Annotated in this window: 16 protein-coding genes; 7 read left to right on the top strand and 9 right to left on the bottom strand. The window is 65.5% G+C overall.

Annotation, left to right across the window (positions count from 1 at the left end):
- Positions 1-29: 29 nt before the first annotated feature.
- Together I6F09_RS03435 and epmA are read right to left on the bottom strand one after the other, a co-directional pair.
- Positions 30-1,124, bottom strand: a complete 1,095-nt coding sequence (locus tag I6F09_RS03435; protein ID WP_225187448.1) for a lysine-2,3-aminomutase-like protein — start codon at positions 1,122-1,124, stop codon at positions 30-32.
- Positions 1,121-2,173, bottom strand: coding sequence for an EF-P lysine aminoacylase EpmA (gene epmA, locus I6F09_RS03430; RefSeq protein ID WP_035999793.1), 1,053 nt, complete (start codon positions 2,171-2,173; stop codon positions 1,121-1,123). Before epmA ends, I6F09_RS03435 begins: the two co-directional genes overlap by 4 nt.
- A gap of 162 nt (positions 2,174-2,335) precedes the next feature.
- Between epmA and efp the strand changes: the two genes are divergently transcribed.
- From efp to I6F09_RS03415, 3 genes are all read left to right on the top strand, one after another.
- Positions 2,336-2,902 (top strand): elongation factor P, encoded by a 567-nt coding sequence (efp, locus tag I6F09_RS03425; protein WP_028136595.1) that lies wholly within the window; start codon positions 2,336-2,338, stop codon positions 2,900-2,902.
- 45 nt (positions 2,903-2,947) lie between these two features.
- The gene (locus I6F09_RS03420) at positions 2,948-4,549 is read left to right on the top strand and encodes a M23 family peptidase (protein ID WP_225113574.1); all 1,602 of its coding nucleotides are present in this window, start codon (positions 2,948-2,950) and stop codon (positions 4,547-4,549) included.
- 80 nt (positions 4,550-4,629) lie between these two features.
- Positions 4,630-5,616: a DUF808 domain-containing protein gene (locus I6F09_RS03415; RefSeq protein ID WP_035999800.1), complete on the top strand. Its 987-nt coding sequence runs from the start codon at positions 4,630-4,632 to the stop codon at positions 5,614-5,616.
- A gap of 29 nt (positions 5,617-5,645) precedes the next feature.
- On the opposite strand, the gene I6F09_RS03410 is transcribed toward I6F09_RS03415, so the two are convergent.
- Positions 5,646-6,149, bottom strand: coding sequence for a cupin domain-containing protein (locus I6F09_RS03410; protein ID WP_225141852.1), 504 nt, complete (start codon positions 6,147-6,149; stop codon positions 5,646-5,648).
- 14 nt (positions 6,150-6,163) lie between these two features.
- Positions 6,164-6,649 (bottom strand): carboxymuconolactone decarboxylase family protein, encoded by a 486-nt coding sequence (locus tag I6F09_RS03405; RefSeq protein ID WP_225187447.1) that lies wholly within the window; start codon positions 6,647-6,649, stop codon positions 6,164-6,166.
- A gap of 54 nt (positions 6,650-6,703) precedes the next feature.
- Here I6F09_RS03405 and I6F09_RS03400 point away from each other — a divergent pair, with 54 nt between their 5' ends.
- Positions 6,704-7,222 (top strand): MarR family transcriptional regulator, encoded by a 519-nt coding sequence (locus I6F09_RS03400; RefSeq protein ID WP_225187446.1) that lies wholly within the window; start codon positions 6,704-6,706, stop codon positions 7,220-7,222.
- A 35-nt stretch (positions 7,223-7,257) separates the two neighbouring features.
- Here the strand turns inward: I6F09_RS03400 and I6F09_RS03395 are convergent, their stop codons facing one another.
- Positions 7,258-7,509, bottom strand: coding sequence for a hypothetical protein (locus I6F09_RS03395; RefSeq protein ID WP_035999836.1), 252 nt, complete (start codon positions 7,507-7,509; stop codon positions 7,258-7,260).
- A gap of 191 nt (positions 7,510-7,700) precedes the next feature.
- Here I6F09_RS03395 and I6F09_RS03390 point away from each other — a divergent pair, with 191 nt between their 5' ends.
- Positions 7,701-8,930: a lytic murein transglycosylase gene (locus I6F09_RS03390; protein WP_225113571.1), complete on the top strand. Its 1,230-nt coding sequence runs from the start codon at positions 7,701-7,703 to the stop codon at positions 8,928-8,930.
- A 51-nt stretch (positions 8,931-8,981) separates the two neighbouring features.
- On the opposite strand, the gene I6F09_RS03385 is transcribed toward I6F09_RS03390, so the two are convergent.
- Positions 8,982-9,671 (bottom strand): NAD(P)H-dependent oxidoreductase, encoded by a 690-nt coding sequence (locus I6F09_RS03385; RefSeq protein WP_225187445.1) that lies wholly within the window; start codon positions 9,669-9,671, stop codon positions 8,982-8,984.
- Positions 9,672-9,779: 108 nt separating this feature from the next.
- Between I6F09_RS03385 and I6F09_RS03380 the strand changes: the two genes are divergently transcribed.
- Positions 9,780-10,664, top strand: a complete 885-nt coding sequence (locus I6F09_RS03380; RefSeq protein ID WP_225187444.1) for a LysR substrate-binding domain-containing protein — start codon at positions 9,780-9,782, stop codon at positions 10,662-10,664.
- 37 nt (positions 10,665-10,701) lie between these two features.
- Here I6F09_RS03380 and I6F09_RS03375 read toward each other — a convergent pair whose 3' ends face one another.
- The 3 genes from I6F09_RS03375 to recJ all read right to left on the bottom strand — a co-directional run bounded on the left by I6F09_RS03375 (position 10,702) and on the right by recJ (position 14,330).
- Positions 10,702-11,499, bottom strand: coding sequence for an aldolase (locus I6F09_RS03375; protein WP_225187443.1), 798 nt, complete (start codon positions 11,497-11,499; stop codon positions 10,702-10,704).
- A gap of 97 nt (positions 11,500-11,596) precedes the next feature.
- On the bottom strand, positions 11,597-12,406 hold the full coding sequence (locus I6F09_RS03370; protein WP_225187442.1) for a glucose 1-dehydrogenase: 810 nt from the start codon (positions 12,404-12,406) through the stop codon (positions 11,597-11,599).
- Between the two features lie 82 nt (positions 12,407-12,488).
- Complete coding sequence (recJ, locus tag I6F09_RS03365) at positions 12,489-14,330, bottom strand: single-stranded-DNA-specific exonuclease RecJ (protein WP_225187441.1); 1,842 nt, start codon at positions 14,328-14,330, stop codon at positions 12,489-12,491.
- A 286-nt stretch (positions 14,331-14,616) separates the two neighbouring features.
- On the opposite strand from recJ, the gene I6F09_RS03360 reads away from it, so the two are divergent.
- Positions 14,617-15,693, top strand: coding sequence for a methyl-accepting chemotaxis protein (locus I6F09_RS03360; RefSeq protein ID WP_225113566.1), 1,077 nt, complete (start codon positions 14,617-14,619; stop codon positions 15,691-15,693).
- Positions 15,694-15,750: the final 57 nt, after the last annotated feature.

Here is a 15,750-nt window from a genome sequence, read left to right as displayed (position 1 = left end):
ACTCAAGTCAGCGTCGATGCCATCGCCACTCATGCCTCGGGCGGATAAAGATGAACGTCGCCGCAATAGTCGACGATACGATAGCGCGTTTCTGATTCCGCTTCACTTGTCTCGTTTGCGGTATTTGGCACCGCCAACACGTAATTGGGACCCACCGGCGACTTGCCGGCACCGCCGGGAATGTCGATGACATAGTCCGGCTGACACAGGCCGGACACCCGCCCGCGCAACTGCCGCATCAAGGCCTGCCCCTCTGCCAACGTCGTGCGCAGATGCGCCGTTCCCGGGGCGAGATCGCCGTGGTGCAGATAATAGGGCTTGATCCGGCATTCGACGAAAGCTCGCATTAAATCCGAGAGAGCGGCGATGTCGTCATTGACGCCGCGCAAAAGCACGGACTGGCTCACCAGGGGAATTCCAGCATCGACGAGCCGCGCGCAGGCATCGCGCGCGGCCCCCGTCAGTTCGCGCGCGTGATTGGCGTGTACCGCGACCCAGGTGGCCGCGCCCGCAACCTTCAGGGCTGCAACCATCTCGGCGCTGACGCGCGCTGGTTCGGCCACCGGGACACGGGTGTGGAGACGGATGATCTTGACGTGATCGATGGCCGCAAGGTCAGCCATGATCTCGCTCATCCGCCGGGGCGACAGCATCAGGGGATCGCCGCCGGTCAGGATCACTTCCCAGATCTCGTCATGCGACCGGATGTAGTCGATCGCGGTGCGATAGGCGCTCTCCGACAGCGCATTCTCCTTGCCGGGCCCGACCATCTCGCGGCGGAAGCAGAAGCGGCAATAGACCGCGCAGACGTGCACAAGCTTGAACAACACCCGGTCGGGATAGCGGTGCACGATTCCCGCCACCGGCGAATGCGGGTGATCGCCGATCGGATCGGCATTCTCGCCCGGCTGCGCCTCGAGCTCGGCCGAAACAGGAACGAACTGCCGCGCGATGGGATCGTCGGGATCCGCCGCGTCGATCAGCCCGACCAGATCCGGCGTGATCGCCACGGCATAGCGCGCGGCGACGCGTTCGAGCGCCGGCAGCGCCGATGCGGGGACCAGGCCCTCGGCTACCAGCTCGGCAGGTTCGCGCAGAGTGCGTGCAAGTTTCGTCTTTGTCATCTCTCATCCGCAGGCGGTGTCCACACCACCTGATCAATTCGTGTGGCGCCGCTCGCCAGCATCACCAGCCGGTCGAAGCCGAGCGCGACACCGCTCGCCTCCGGCATTGCGGCGACCGCCGCCAGAAAATCCTCGTCGAGCGGATAGGCTTCGCCGTAGCGGCGCTGCTTCTCCGTCATGGATTCCGTGAAGCGTTTGCGCTGCTCCCCGGCATCGGTCAGCTCTCCAAAGCCGTTGGCGAGCTCGACGCCGCAGGCATAGACCTCGAAACGTTCGGCGACCCTCGGATCGTCCGTCTTCACCCGCGCCAGCGCCGCCTCTGGAGATGGGTATTCGAACAGGATGGTCAAACGCCCCTGCCCCAGATGTGGCTCGACGTGTTCGACCAGCACCTTGCTGAAGATGTCGGACCAGGTGTCATCCTCGGCGACACGAACCTTCCCGGCTGCCGCAGCGGCAAGCGCCGCACGGTTACCCTCGCCGCCCGAGATTGTCGACAGCAGGTCGATGCCGGCGAACTGCGCGAAGGCGCCCGCGACCGTCAGGAGCTCCGGCTCGGCGAAGGGATCGGCGGTTCGGCCGCGGAAGGAGAAGGTCCCGATCCCGGTCGCCTGCGCCGCCCGGGCGATCACGACGACGCAATCGGCCATGATGGCATCATAGGGCGCTCCCGCCCGGTACCATTCCAGCATGGTGAACTCGGGCAGATGCAGGTCGCCGCGCTCGCGGTCCCGGAACACCCGTGCGAACTCGAAAATCCGCGTCTCGCCCGCCGCCAGCAGTTTCTTGCAGGCGAACTCGGGCGAGGTGCGCAGGTATCGGCTGGCCCGGCTGCCGTCGGGCCGCATGATCTCGGTCCTGGGGGCGTGCAGATGGGTCTCGTTGCCCGGAGAGACCTGGAGAACGGAGGTTTCGACCTCCACAAACCCCTGTTCGGCGAAAAAACCCCGCAAAGCTCCGGTCACGGCGGCCCTAGCCTGGAGGAACGGCCGTCGGTCGAGGTGGCGCGCGGGCGACCAAAACGGCGACATCGGCTTGTCCCCAGCCATCAACCGACCGCCCCGGCCGGCAGCAAAATGCTGGCATCCAACGGCAAAATCAGTATGTTGCGGCCCGAAACGGGTGCCGAGGTCCGGTTTGAGGCCCCAAGTCCCCCAGCAATTCGACCACGTCCTGGCTGGTGCCGGGCCAAGCAAGCAGGAAATACAGCTTTGAGAGTCATCGCCAGTTCTATTCGCAAGGGCAACGTGATCGAGCAAGACGGCAAGCTCTATGTCGTCGTGAGCGCCGAGAACATCCATCCCGGCAAGGGAACCCCGGTCAGCCAGATCGAAATGCGCCGAATCTCGGACGGGGTAAAGATCTCGGAACGCTACAAGACCACCGACCAGGTCGAAAAGGCCACCATCGAAGAGCGCAACTACACCTTCCTTTACGAAGATGGCGATGGCTACCACTTCATGAACCCGGAGACCTACGACCAGGTTCAGGTTTCCAAGGACGTCGTCGGCGACGCGGCCGCGTATCTCCAGCCGGACATGACCGTCAAACTGTCGATGCATGACACCAATCCGGTGTCGATCGCACTGCCGCAGCGCGTGACGCTGGAAGTGGTGGAGACCGAGCCGGTGACCAAGGGCCAGACCGCCTCCTCCTCCTACAAGCCGGCGGTGCTGTCCAACGGCGTGCGCACCACCGTGCCGCCGCACATCTCGGTCGGCACGCGCATTGTGGTGATGACCGAAGACGGCTCCTACTCCGAGCGTGCTAAGGACTAAACGAGCCATCGAGGATCGGAACAGGTACCGCCGGGGGGCGAAGCAGTGGGCAGGAACAGTCTCCGCTTCGTCTCGCTTCTCCTGGCGTTGCCGTCGCTCCTCGTTGCTGCACCGATCGCTGCGGACGAGTTCCGCAGTCCCTCGCTGACGGCCCTGCGCATCGAGTGGCGCGCGGCGCTCGATCAGCTTCGCAGCGAGATCAACAGCCGTCCGCAAATTGCGGGCGACTTCATCTTCGCACCGCGCCGTTCGGTGCCGCGCTACGATCCGCGCGCGATGCCGGCACTGGTGCAGCTCAACGCGGTCTCCTCGCGCTTCTTCACCGGCATTACCCGAAGTCCCGTCCCCGTGCTGCTGCCGTTCGACGCCGCCGCGTATCTCGATGCGCAGCGCAGCGGCGCGCCGGCGACGCTCGCGCTGTCGCGCTACCAGGCCGACTTCAATCCCGTCGACATGTTCGATGCCGGTCCTGCCGGCTACAGCGCGACCTTCTCGCTCGAGCCCGGCGCCGGTGACGGCATGCCGAGCCGGGTGTACGCAAAGCCCGTCGAGGTGCAGATCACGGGCTCGGCGCTGATCTACGACATCGCCGATCCGGCCGGGGGCAAGGGCGAGCCAGTCAAGCCGCTCGCCGCAACCTACCCGGATCTGCGTAGGTTCATCCGGGAAGGCTATGTGCGCTACGCCTTCACCCGCTTCGGCGCCACCTATGTGGTCTCGATCCAGTGCCTCGACAGTGTCGCGAGGCCACGGCGGCTCGCCTGCAAGGAGGCCTATCCAGTCGCCGAGCGCTTCCTCAAGGCACTGCGCGTCGCAGGGGGCCAGCGCATGCGGCCCCTGGCGGACGTTGCCTCCAACATTATCGACCGGCCCGCGGTGCGTTCACCGGATTTCAGCTACCGGCCGAGCGGCGACATCATTCCGAACACCGGCTACCGCAAGCAGGGCGGTCATCCCGACGCCATGGCCTATGCCCAGATCCGCTTTCCCTTGGAGAAGGCGCCCGCCTTCGTGCGCTCCCAATCCTTCGGCAAGCGCGACAAGAGCGAAGGCCCGACCGCTTATCCCTGGCGCGACAATTTCTGCGAGTCGCGTAGTTTCGAGGTGTGGCAATGCGGCGGAGGTTACGGCCACCAGGGCGAGGACATCCGCGCCGCCGACTGCCCGCCGCCCGGCGAAGGCCGCGAGCCCTGCGATTCCAAGCGGCGCGGCGTCGTCGCCGTGCGTGACGCGATCGTTATCCGTGGCGCCAAGGACCAGGCCGCAACGCTTCAGGTCAATAGCCGCACCGAGCACATCCGTTTCCGCTACATGCACATGAATCCGCATGCGATGAACGCCGATGGCGTCATCAACGGCCGCATCGTCACCGAAGGCGAGAAGATCGGCGTGATCTCGAACTACCTCGACCGTCCCGCCGGCACCTCGATGCACCTGCATTTCGACGTCCAGGTGTTCACCCGCGATGGCTGGATCTGGGTCAGCCCCTACGCGACGCTGGTCTCGGCCTATGAACGGCTGATCCGCGCGCGCGGCCGCGAGATCGGCCCGGAGATCGCGGTCACGGCGCAGCCGGTGGCCCATGCGCTGCCGGAAGACGTGCTCAAGCCTGACTTGCGCGAGGGAGCGGGCGGCGAGGAGAACTGACAGCGTACTGGTTCGTTGCTGGAGCGGGCAGGACGCATCTGGTCGCGCACCCCCCCGCTCGAACGAAGAAGGATGGGTTGATGAGTGTCGGACTGATCGGTCTTCTCGACGATATCGCGGGGATCGCAAAGGTGGCTGCAGCCTCGCTCGACGATGTCGCTAGCCAGGCAGCCAAGGCAGGCACAAAGGCGGCTGGCGTGGTCATCGACGATGCGGCGGTCACGCCGAACTACGTCATCGGTTTCGCTTCGAAACGCGAGCTGCCGATCGTCGGCAAGATCGCGGTCGGATCGCTACGCAACAAACTGCTGATCTTGCTGCCGATTGCCCTGCTGCTCGGCTATTTCCTTCCCGCTGCGGTCACGCCGCTGCTGATGCTGGGCGGCGCCTTTCTCTGCTATGAAGGCGCCGAAAAGGTGCTCGAAGCCGTGATGCCGCATCATGCGCACCAGCACGAAGCTCAGCTCGAGCCGATTGCGTTGAATGCCCAGTCGGTCGAGGACGAGAAGGTCGCTGGCGCCATCAAGACGGATTTCATCCTGTCGGCGGAGATCATGGCGATCACGCTGGCGGCCCTCCCGGCGGGCAGCATCTGGACGCAGGCGCTGGTGCTGGCGCTGGTCGGCCTCTTCATCACCGTTGGTGTCTATGGCGTGGTGGCCCTGATCGTGAAAGCGGACGATGCCGGCATCGCCCTCGCGCGGTTCGACGGCGCCTCGCTCGCCGGCGGCGCGATCCGATTGCTTGGGCGCGCGCTCGTCCGCGGCATGCCCGTTTTCCTGGCGGTGCTGAGCACGATCGGCACCGCCGCCATGATCTGGGTCGGCGGTGGCATCATCCTGCACGGCATCGAGAAGTACGGCCCACCCGCGATCGGCCACACGGTCCATGCCATAACCGAGGCTGCCGCACATCTCCTTCCATCCGTTGCCGGCATCGTCGAATGGTCGGTCGAGGCAGCCATCTCGGGTGCGCTTGGACTGCTCGTCGGCGCAGTCGCCATTCCGGTCGTCCAATACGGACTCGCGCCGGCCTGGAAGCGGTTGAGGCGATCGCGATCGGCCTGAGCACGGCCATTGCGGATGACGCGCGCAGCCTATTCCAGGAACGTCGTCAGCTGCGCGCCCTCATCCGCCACGAACACCGCGATCAGTTCCGCCGGCTCGGTCATGCTGGCATTGGCCGAGACCAGATGCGTCGAGCCCGGCGGTTCGAAGAAGGACTGGCCGACGCCGAACGTCTCGACCGGGCCGCCGCCGAGCTGCGAGCGGATCTCGCCCTTGGTGATGTAGGCGGTGACGGAGCCGGAGTGACGATGCGGCCGCGAAAACCCGCCCGGACCGTAGGACACGCGCACGATGGTAACGCGTTTGCCGGGCACGTTCGGAAGCGCGTAGGAGCCGATCGGCTCAACCTTGTCGAGCGGAGAGCCTTCCGCCGCCGTCGCGCAGAGCGGCGCGAGGGCGCTGGACACGCTGTCGATCGTCACTGGCAGAGCTTTGCCGATTGCCAGCGCGCAGACTAATCCTGCGATGACGGCGAACGCCGTCGAACGTGACGGCAACGGGTACTGCACGGCCGAAAGGCTCATGGCTGTCATCGTGATCTTCTCCGTCAGGACGAAGCTGCAGCGGCGGCCGCTGCGACCGGCCGCTTTGCAGGCGTCCAGCGAAACGCCGCACCAAAACGGTTCCAGACGTTGATCGAGGCGACTGCTGAGGTCAGATACGTCAGTTCAGTCTCGGAGAATTCGCGGGACGCCTCGGCGTAAACCTCCTCGCTGACCCTGTCAGGCAGACAGGTCAGCGCCTCGGCCCAGGCGAGCGCAGCCCGCTCGCGCGGCGAAAAGATCGGCGCCTCGCGCCAGACCGCGAGCAGATGAAGCTTGTCGAGGGGAACGCCGATCCGTTCCGACAGCAGGACGTGATGCTGCACGCAGAACGCGCAGCCGTTGATCTGCGAGGCGCGCAGCTTGACCAGCTCGAGCAGCTGCTTGTCGAGGCCGGCCTTGGCCGCAAGCTGGCCCAGCGCCAGCACCAGATCAAACGCATCGGGCGCGATCCGCTTGAAATCTTCGTATTCGCTGCGGGCGTGTGCCATTGCCATTCACCTCGGCTTGTTATAAGAGCTCGAATTCATTATAAGAGCTCTTATATGTCGCGCAAGACGAATGTCATGACATTGCAATCGGGCCGCAAGGCCGTTGCAGCCGGCGCGGTGCATGTCCCGGCACCGGGCGAAGGCAAGCGCGGCGAGCAAGGCTATCTCGGCTACTTGCTGCGCCAGGCCCACGCCGCGGTTCGCCTGACGATGGAGCGCACGCTCGCCGATCTCGGCGTGACCTCGCCGCAATTTGCGGTGCTGACGATGCTGAACGCCTATCCGGGCTTGTCGGGGGCCGATGTCGCCCGTCTCACCTTCCTGACGCCCCAGACCGTCGGCGTCATCATCCGCAATCTCGAGCGCGACGGCGCGATTGCGATGACGCCTCATCCCGTTCACGGCCGCATCCAGCAATGGACGCTGACGCCGCGAGGCGCGAGTCTTTTGAAGGCGTGCCGGCAGCGTGTGCTCGAATTGGAGAAGCGCCTCGCTCGCAATTTGGATTCAAAGGCGGAAACCACGATCCGGCGTTGGCTTTCCGGAATCGCGGCTGACCTTAAGGAGGACTAGGCGGCCGGCATTCGCGGCTATCGTGGCCCTTGGTGCTACCCGCCTTTCAAGGCGTTCTTGACTGCGCCGTCCGGCCAGCTCTCGTCGGCCGCGATCACCCGCACGCGGGTCTGGTCGGCGGGATTGACCAGCACGTGCGAATTCACCCGCTCACCGCTCGGCTCCAGACGCAGATCGGTTTCGGGCTTCCAGCTCAGCGTCGTCGCGAGGTCGCCGGGAAAGATCTTCCATTGCGATCCGTCGTCGAGTTCGACGATATGGCTTTCGGCATGTGTGCGTATCTTCATTCCACCCCAATGCTTCGATGAACAGGAAGGACGGCCGTACCAGGACCGACTCTTCTCCTCCTGGCGTGGGAGGAATGCGGGAGTGCGGCACTTGTTCCGGTGGGAACGACCGACGGGGTCGGGCCGAGTTGACGCACGCGGCCATTTCGGAACCGACTCACACGTGCCATGTTTCCGGCTAGAATGTGCCCATGAAGCACACTGATTCCACGCCCCGTCACACACGCCGCGCGCTGCTCCAATCGACGCTCGGTGCAGCCGCTTTGCTCGCGCTTCCCACCCGCGCTCTCGCCGCGCCTCCCGGCTTCGACGAATGGCGCGAGAGCTTCCGTGCGCGCGCGATGGCAAAAGGCATTTCCGCCGCGACATGGCAGCGCGCGATGGGACGGGTCGAACCGGACATGAGCGTGTTCGCGCAGATGCGCAACCAGCCCGAATTCCGCGAGCAGGTTTGGCAGTACATCAACCGCCGCGTTTCGGACTGGCGCATCATCAACGGCAAGATCGCGCTGAAGAACAATGAGGCGCTGTTCGCCCGCATCGAGCGCGATTTCGGGGTCGAGCGCGGCACGCTGCTGGCGCTATGGGGCGTCGAGTCCGCCTATGGCGATCCGTTGGTGCAGCAGAACCACATGAGGCCGGTGTTTCCCTCGCTCGCCGCGCTCGCCTGGAACGAGCCGCGCCGCAAGGCCTATTGGGAGACCGAGCTGATCAATGCACTGCGCATCGTCGACAAGGGCTGGTCCACGCCTGAGGACATGCGGGGATCATGGGCCGGCGCGATGGGCCATTCGCAATGGATGCCGGAGGTCTGGCTCAATGTCGGCATCGACTATGACGGCAACGGCAAGGTCTCGCCATTCGGCAAGCCCGACGACGCGCTGGGCTCGACGGCAAAGTATCTCGTCAATCGTGGCAAGTGGCATCGCGGCGAGCACTGGGGCTACGAGGTGCGCGCGCCCGCCAACATGAGCGGCAGCCGGACCTATGCGGCCTGGCAGGCGGCCGGCGTGACGCGTGCCGACGGCCAACCGTTTCCGCAGCCCAACGCATCCGCGCAGATGTGGACGCCGGTTGCGGGCGGGCCGACCTTCCTGCTCGGGCCGAATTTCTACTCGGTGAAGAGCTACAACCCTTCCATGAACTACGCGCTGGCGATCTGCCATCTCGGGGATCGCTGCCTGGGAGCTCCGCCCTTCATCCAGCCCTTCCCGGGCTCCGAGCGTGCGTTGACGCTCGCCGAAGTGCAGGAGATGCAGACGCGCCTGACCAAGGCCGGCTTCGACACCGGCGGCACCGACGGCCGGGTCGGCAACGACACCATGAAGGCAGTCAAGGAGTTTCAGCAGAAGGTCGGGATCGCGCCCGCCGACGGCTACGGCGGGCTCAAAGTGCTGGCCAAGCTGCGGCAAACCAACTAGCACGGCTGGGAGCGTCGGTGCTGGCGCCTCCGCCGCCGCTGCAGCCGACCCTTAAGCCGCGTTTCGCTGTTCTGTCAGCTTCAGCATCTCGTCGACGAGGTCATCCACGGCACGCTCGGCCGCGGCAATCGACGCCTGCAACCGATCGTCGGCGAATTCGTCGTACTCGACTGCGATGCTGTGGAAGGCCGTGATCCCGATGAAAGCAAACACGTCCCGGACGGCTCCTTCGACATGATTGACGGCGGCCATACGCCCGCCCGGATCGTACCCGTAGTCTCCGCGCGAACCGAGCAGGACAAGACGCTTGTCCATGCCCTCAAGCAGCGCCGAATATGGATTGTCCGGGCGTGATCGGTCGAAGCCAAACGTGCGTCCGACCCGAACGATGTTGTCTATGTATGCCTTGAACTGCGCTGGCACACCGAAGTTGTACATTGGCACGCCCGCGACGATCAGATCAGCTGAGATCAACTCGTCGACCAGCGCATCGCTTTCCGCCAAAGCCTCTCTCATCCATGGCTCGCGCCGATCGGGCTTCGCGAAGGCCGCCTTGACCCAGTCGTCCGTCACCGGACTCGGTGCGAAGCGACCGAGGTCGCGGCTGACGACGCGATCCCCCGGCCGCGACTGTAGCCATCGTTGGACGAAACGCTGAGTCAGACGCCTGGTGTGCGAACCGCGCGGATTTGCATCTGAAGGCTCGAACCGCGCGCTTGAATCGATTTGTAGCAGTTGCATTGCAGCACTCCTCTCATCTATTTGCCCAATAGATCGGTTCAGGTCCCGTCGTTGACAAACGAAAGTTGCTCAGCCTATGGATGAACTGCATTCATCCTTGAGTTCGCGATGAGAAGGCTTCCTCCGCTGGCGGGATTGCGTGCATTTGAAGCGGCGGCACGTCACCTCAGCTTCAAGCGCGCCGCCGATGAACTTCACGTCACGCCGACCGCGATCAGCCATCAGGTGCGACAGCTGGAGCAGACGGTCGGAGTCAGGCTGTTCGAGCGCCGGACGCGGCAGGTTCTGCTCACCGCGGAAGGTCAGGTCCTGCTTCCGGTCCTGCGCGACGGCTTTGATGCGTTTGCGCGTGTTCTGGAGGGATTGAGCCGCAAGCGACGCCGGGCGGTGGTCACACTTTCGGCGACGCCGGCTTTCACAGCCAAATGGCTGGTGCCGCGTCTTGCTGGGCTCCGAAAGAAGAGAGCCGACATTGATCTCACATTGCTTGCGAGCTTGGAGGTGGCCGATCTCAATTCGACCGCGGACCTCGCACTTCGCTACGGTTCCGGTCCTTATCCCGATCTGATTGCCGAGCCGCTCACGGTCGATCGTTTCGCACCGGTGGTCAGTCCGCGCTTGGGCATCCGAAGACCGAGCGACCTGCGCTCAGCAACGCTGCTACATTTCGACTGGCACCGTCGTGATGCCCGAAATCCGACCTGGCGGCGCTGGTTCAAGACGGCCGGCATTGACGACGTTGATGCGCGCGCCGGCGTGCGTTTCAGCGATGAAACCCATGCCATCCAGGCAACCGTCGCCGGCGCTGGTGTCGCTTTGCACAGTCTTGTGCTCGTCGCCGACGAACTTTCGCAGGGAACGCTGGTCGCACCATTCGGGCCGGAGCTGGAAGGCTCTTCGCTGCACTTGGTCCGCAGCCGCGACCGGCCGCTCACCGAGCCGGTCGAGGCTGTACGACACTGGCTGAAGTCAGAGTTCGACGCGGCCCGCTGATGCGCGCAGCTCTAGCGCGCCCGGAATGACATCGTGGTCAGTGCCGATATTGCGGCTCTTCCGCATCGAGCTGCCGCCGGATCGCGGCGAGATGCAGCCGGGCGGATTCGGTATCGCCCTCGCGCATCTGCCTGTAGGTCTCCGCCGCAACCGCGGGATCGACCGGCAGCACCTTCCGCCCCGTCGACATCGCCAGCACCTGCACCTCGGCGGCGCGCTCGAGATAATAGAGATCGTCCCAGGCTTCCGCGATGGTCGGCGCCAGCACCATCACGCCGTGATGCTGCATGAAGACGATGTCGGCATCGCCGACGGCGGACGCGATGCGGGCACCTTCGCGGCTGTCGAGCGCGAGGCCGTTGTAGTCGCGGTCGACCGCGGTGCGGCCGTAGAATTTCAGCGCGGTCTGGCCGGCCCAGATCAGGGGCTCGCCCTCGATCATCGACAGCGCTGTCGCGTAGGGCATGTGGGTGTGAAAGGCGACCTTGGCGCGCGGCAGCAGCCTGTGCATCTCGGCATGGATGTAGAAGGCGGTCGCCTCGGGCACACCCTCGCCGTCGAGCACGTTGCCGTGGAAGTCGCAGATCAACAGCTTCGACGCGGTCAGCTCGCGGAAAGCGTAGCCGTAGGGATTGACGAGGAACAGGTCGTCATGGCCCGGCACGACCGCCGAGAAGTGGTTGCAGATGCCCTCCTCAAAGCCGTTGCGCGCGGCCATGCGGAAGCAGGCGGCGAGATCCTCGCGCGCGGTGCGGATCGCGTCGGTGGCGAGATCCGGCCGGTTGGAACGGAATGGCGCGGGCGCGGGTGAAGAAGCGTGAAGGCTGTGCGCCATGGCGAAGGACACCTCTTTCGGTCGGGAGCTGCCCAGTGTTGTACAGGGACTGCGCCTGCGCGTCAGCCCCTGCGGCCGCCACCCTGCCCTGCGCAGCTCAAGCGCGCCGCGGCACGCCGCCGGCATTCATGCCGCCGTCGATGACGAGCTCGCTGCCGGTGACGTAGCGCGAGGCATCGGAAGCCAAGTATAGCACGCCCGAGGCGATCTCCGCCGCCTGGCCCGCACGACCAAGCGGCGTCACCACCTTGGCGCGCTCCTCCGGATCGATCGGGGCGTTCTGGCCGGCGCCGGCCGCCCCCGTCGGGATCTTGCCCCAGATCGGGGTGTCGATGATGCCGGGGTGAACCGAGTTGACCCGGATGCCGTCGCCCGCCGCCGCGCACTCCATCGCAATGGATTTGGCGAACAGCCGCACGCCACCCTTGGTCGCCGAATAGGCCGACAATCCGGGCGAGCCGCGCAGGCCGGCGAGCGAGGACATCATGACGATCGAGCCGCCGCCGGTTTTGCGCATCAGGGGCAGGCAATGCTTCACCGAAAGAAACACGCCATCGAGATTGATCGCATTCTGCTTGCGCCAGTCCGCGAGCGTCATGTCGACGATCGACGGCACCGAAATGCCGATACCCGCATTGGAGACGAGCACGTCGAGCCGGCCGAAGCGCTTTGCGATCTCGGCGACGATCTCGATCCAGCGCTCTTCGCTGGTGACATCCTGCTCCAGAAAGATCGCCTTGCCGCCCTCCCTGGTGATGCGCCTGACCAGCTCGGGGCCCCTCAGCTCATCGATGTCGGTCGCGATGACCGTAGCGCCTTCGCGTGCGAACAGCTCGACGGTAGCCTCGCCAATGCCGGAGGCGCCGCCCGTCACCAATGCGACCTTGCCCTCAACCTGCCCTGCCATCCCTCACTCCCTTTTTTGTTGTTTGGAACCGTTGTCTTTGATCGTTGTCGGAAAACCGCTTCGCACTTTTCCGGATCATGCATCATCTAATCACGGATGGCCCCTGATCCGGTAGCGCGACGTCGACGACACGGAATTGCACGCGCTCGGCGCCCTGGTAGCGATCGACCGACAACGAGCCCGCGACATGCATCTGCTGGCCGCGATTGGCGAGCAGCGCATTGCCGAGCTTTTGGCCGACTGAACGGAACGCGATGCCGTTGACGATGGCGCCGTCGCCCGCCTTGAAGCGCAGGCGCAGATGCGACTGGCCGACCTCGTCGGCAAACACGAGCTGGTGCGCCGGCAGCGCCAGCACCGGCTCCGGATTGCCGCTGCCGAAGGGACCGGCGCGATTGAGCGTCGCCGCAAGCTCCGGCGTCACCGCACGGGCGGTGACTGCGCCGTCGATATAGAGCTCGTTGACGTGGCGCGCCTCGGCGACGTCGCGCGCCAGCGCGGTCTCGAGATAGGCGCGGAATTCGGCGAGCTTCTCCTTGCGCAGCGTCACGCCCGCGGCCATCGCGTGGCCGCCGCCCTTGAGCAGGATGCCGTCGGCGACCGCCTGCCGCACCGCCTTGCCGAGATCGACGCCGGCGATCGAGCGACCGGAGCCGGTGCCGATGCCGCCCGGCTCCAGCGCAATGGTAAAGGCCGGCCGCGAGAACTTCTCCTTCAGGCGGGAGGCAACGAGGCCGACCACGCCGGGATGCCACCCTTCCGAGGCCGTGACGATCACGGCGAGCTTGTCCTCCAACCCGATCGAGGCCAGCGCCTCGGCTTCGGCCTGGGCTTCCGCCGCCTGCTCGATGACGCGACGTTCGCTGTTGAGACGGTCGAGCTCGGCCGCGATCCGCGCTGCCTCGACGCTGTCGCCTTCGAGCAGCAGCCGCACGCCGAGATCGGCGCGGCCGATACGGCCACCGGCATTGACACGCGGGCCCAGCATGAAGCCGAGATGCCAGGCCTCCGGCGGGCCATTGAGCCGCGCCACGTCCATCAGCGCGGTGTGGCCGACATGGTCGCGCCGCCGCATCGCGATCAGCCCCTTGGCGACGAAGGCGCGGTTGAGACCGATCAGCGGCGCGACGTCGGCGACGGTGCCGAGCGCGACGTGATGCAGCATGCCCAGGAGATCGGGCTCGGGCATCTCGCTGGTCCAGAAGCCGCGCTGGCGCAGCTCGCGATTGACCGCCACCAGCGTCACCAGCACGAGGCCGACGGCGGCGAGATGACCGAGGCCGGAGAGATCGTCGAGCCGGTTCGGATTGACCAGCGCATCCACCACCGGCAGCTCCGTGCCAGCCTGGTGATGGTCGATCACGACCACGGACATGCCGAGGCGCTTGGCCTCGGCGAGCGGCTCTATGCTGGTGGTGCCGCAATCGACTGTGATCAGCAGCGTGGCGCCCTTGGCCGCGAGCGCGCGCACCGCTTCCGTGTTGGGGCCATAGCCCTCGAAAATCCGGTCGGGAATATGGATCAGCGGATCGAGCCCGCAATGGCGCAGATGCCAGGCCAGCAGCGCCGCCGAGGTCGCGCCGTCGACGTCGTAGTCGCCGAAGATCGCAACCTTCTCGCCCTTGGTCGCGGCATCCGCAATGCGTTTGGCAGCGGCCTCCATCTCCGTCACCGTGAACGGGTCCGGCAGCAGCTTTCGGATGGTCGGATCGAGAAAGTCGGACACCGCGTCGATGTCGACACCGCGGCCCGCCAGTACCCGCGCCAGCAGTTCCGGCAATTGGTGCCGCTGCACGATGGCGAGCGCCTGGGCTGCCCCGCGGGCATCAAGCCGGTCGCGCCACAGCTTGTCGGTGAGCGAGCGCGCCACGCCCAGGAAGGCCTGGGGCGCTTCGATAGGCAAGGCGGTGGCTGGCGGCGTCATGACAGAGGCAGATGTTGGGGAACTCGAAGGGCCAGGCGGTCACGCGAACGCAGAGTCACTGGCTTCAGGGGATTGGTCGGCATCCGGGACGGATTTGCAACGGTCCGGCCGCACAAAGCGGTGGATGGCCGCCCCGACGGGCGCACTGACTATCATTTAGGCATCCCGTCAAACAGCAAATTAAGCAGGCGTTAGGCGGAATCCTCGAAAAAGAATCGTATTCGATCTGTAAGTCGTTGTTCCGGGTTCATTGCAGATCAGACCTCATTGCCAAGGGAAGTCCCCGATGTCTGCTGCGCTGGGTCTGAAAGCCAAGCCGATCGCCACCGAGCCCGCGGACGATGATTCCGACATCTCCGCGCTGATCAACCGTCTCACCGCCGAGGTCAACCAGATCGCGGTCGACAAGACCAAGTCGATCCAGCAGATCACCAACCAGATGAAGATGCTGGCGCTCAACGCGCTGATCGAGAGCTCGCGCGCCGGCGCGCAAGGCGCGGGCTTTGCGGTGGTGGCGCAGGAGGTGCGCGGCGTCGGCCAGCAGGTCGAGACCATCGCCCGCGAGCTCGAGACCCAATTGACCAAACGCACCGGCGATCTCGTCGCCTCGATCGACCGCATGAGCCAGCGCTCCCGCGGCGAGCGCATGGTCGACCTGTCGCTCAACGCGATCGAGCTGATCGACCGCAATCTCTACGAACGCACCTGCGATGTGCGCTGGTGGGCGACCGATTCCGCCGTGGTCGATTGCGCGGCCTCGCCCAGTGCTGCGGCCGTCTCCCATGCCTCGCAGCGCCTCGGCGTGATCCTCGGGGCCTACACCGTCTATCTCGATCTCTGGCTCTGCGACCTCGACGGCAACGTCATCGCCAACGGCCGCGCCGACCGCTTCCGCGTCGTCGGCCAGAACGTCGCCCACACCAGATGGTTTCGCGATGCGAAAGGCCTTCGCTCCGGCGACGATTATGTCGCCGGCGACGTCGAGAACCAGCCGCTGCTCGGCAATGCGCAGGTCGCGACCTATTGCGCCAGCGTCCGCGCCGGCGGCCAGGCTCATGGCGCACCGATCGGGGTGCTCGCCATCCATTTCGACTGGGAGCCGCAGGCCCGCGCCATCGTGCAGGGCGTGCGCGTCGGCGACAGCGACAAGGCGCGCGTGCTGCTGGTCGATTCCAATTTTCGCGTGATCGCGGCCTCCGACGGCCAGGGCATCCTCAGCGAACGCATCTCGCTGTCGCTGAACGGCCAGCGCTCCGGCTTCTATCAGGAACGCACGGGCACACTGGTCGCGTTCCATGCCACCCCAGGCTACGAGACCTATCGCGGGCTCGGCTGGTACGGCGTGATCGTCTGCGGCGCGTGAGGCGAGCGGGCCCGCCTCGATCAAAACTCGCGAAAACAACCCCATGCACAGTAGCCA

It is taken from the genome of Bradyrhizobium sp. IC3195, assembly GCF_020193585.1.
Taxonomy (GTDB): domain Bacteria; phylum Pseudomonadota; class Alphaproteobacteria; order Rhizobiales; family Xanthobacteraceae; genus Bradyrhizobium; species Bradyrhizobium yuanmingense.
Note: the sequence above shows the minus strand (reverse complement) of the source record. Positions and strands in the feature narration are given on the sequence as shown.

Excerpts from the sequence above, each read along its gene's own strand:
- I6F09_RS03435 (WP_225187448.1), bottom strand. The coding sequence starts at position 1,124 with ATGACAAAGACGAAACTTGCACGCACTCTGCGCGAACCTGCCGAGCTG.
- epmA (WP_035999793.1), bottom strand. The coding sequence starts at position 2,173 with ATGGCTGGGGACAAGCCGATGTCGCCGTTTTGGTCGCCCGCGCGCCAC.
- I6F09_RS03415 (WP_035999800.1), top strand. The coding sequence starts at position 4,630 with ATGAGTGTCGGACTGATCGGTCTTCTCGACGATATCGCGGGGATCGCA.
- I6F09_RS03410 (WP_225141852.1), bottom strand. The coding sequence starts at position 6,149 with ATGACAGCCATGAGCCTTTCGGCCGTGCAGTACCCGTTGCCGTCACGT.
- I6F09_RS03405 (WP_225187447.1), bottom strand. The coding sequence starts at position 6,649 with ATGGCACACGCCCGCAGCGAATACGAAGATTTCAAGCGGATCGCGCCC.
- I6F09_RS03400 (WP_225187446.1), top strand. The coding sequence starts at position 6,704 with ATGTCGCGCAAGACGAATGTCATGACATTGCAATCGGGCCGCAAGGCC.
- I6F09_RS03395 (WP_035999836.1), bottom strand. The coding sequence starts at position 7,509 with ATGAAGATACGCACACATGCCGAAAGCCATATCGTCGAACTCGACGAC.
- I6F09_RS03390 (WP_225113571.1), top strand. The coding sequence starts at position 7,701 with ATGAAGCACACTGATTCCACGCCCCGTCACACACGCCGCGCGCTGCTC.
- I6F09_RS03385 (WP_225187445.1), bottom strand. The coding sequence starts at position 9,671 with ATGCAACTGCTACAAATCGATTCAAGCGCGCGGTTCGAGCCTTCAGAT.
- I6F09_RS03380 (WP_225187444.1), top strand. The coding sequence starts at position 9,780 with ATGAGAAGGCTTCCTCCGCTGGCGGGATTGCGTGCATTTGAAGCGGCG.
- I6F09_RS03375 (WP_225187443.1), bottom strand. The coding sequence starts at position 11,499 with ATGGCGCACAGCCTTCACGCTTCTTCACCCGCGCCCGCGCCATTCCGT.
- I6F09_RS03370 (WP_225187442.1), bottom strand. The coding sequence starts at position 12,406 with ATGGCAGGGCAGGTTGAGGGCAAGGTCGCATTGGTGACGGGCGGCGCC.
- recJ (WP_225187441.1), bottom strand. The coding sequence starts at position 14,330 with ATGACGCCGCCAGCCACCGCCTTGCCTATCGAAGCGCCCCAGGCCTTC.
- I6F09_RS03360 (WP_225113566.1), top strand. The coding sequence starts at position 14,617 with ATGTCTGCTGCGCTGGGTCTGAAAGCCAAGCCGATCGCCACCGAGCCC.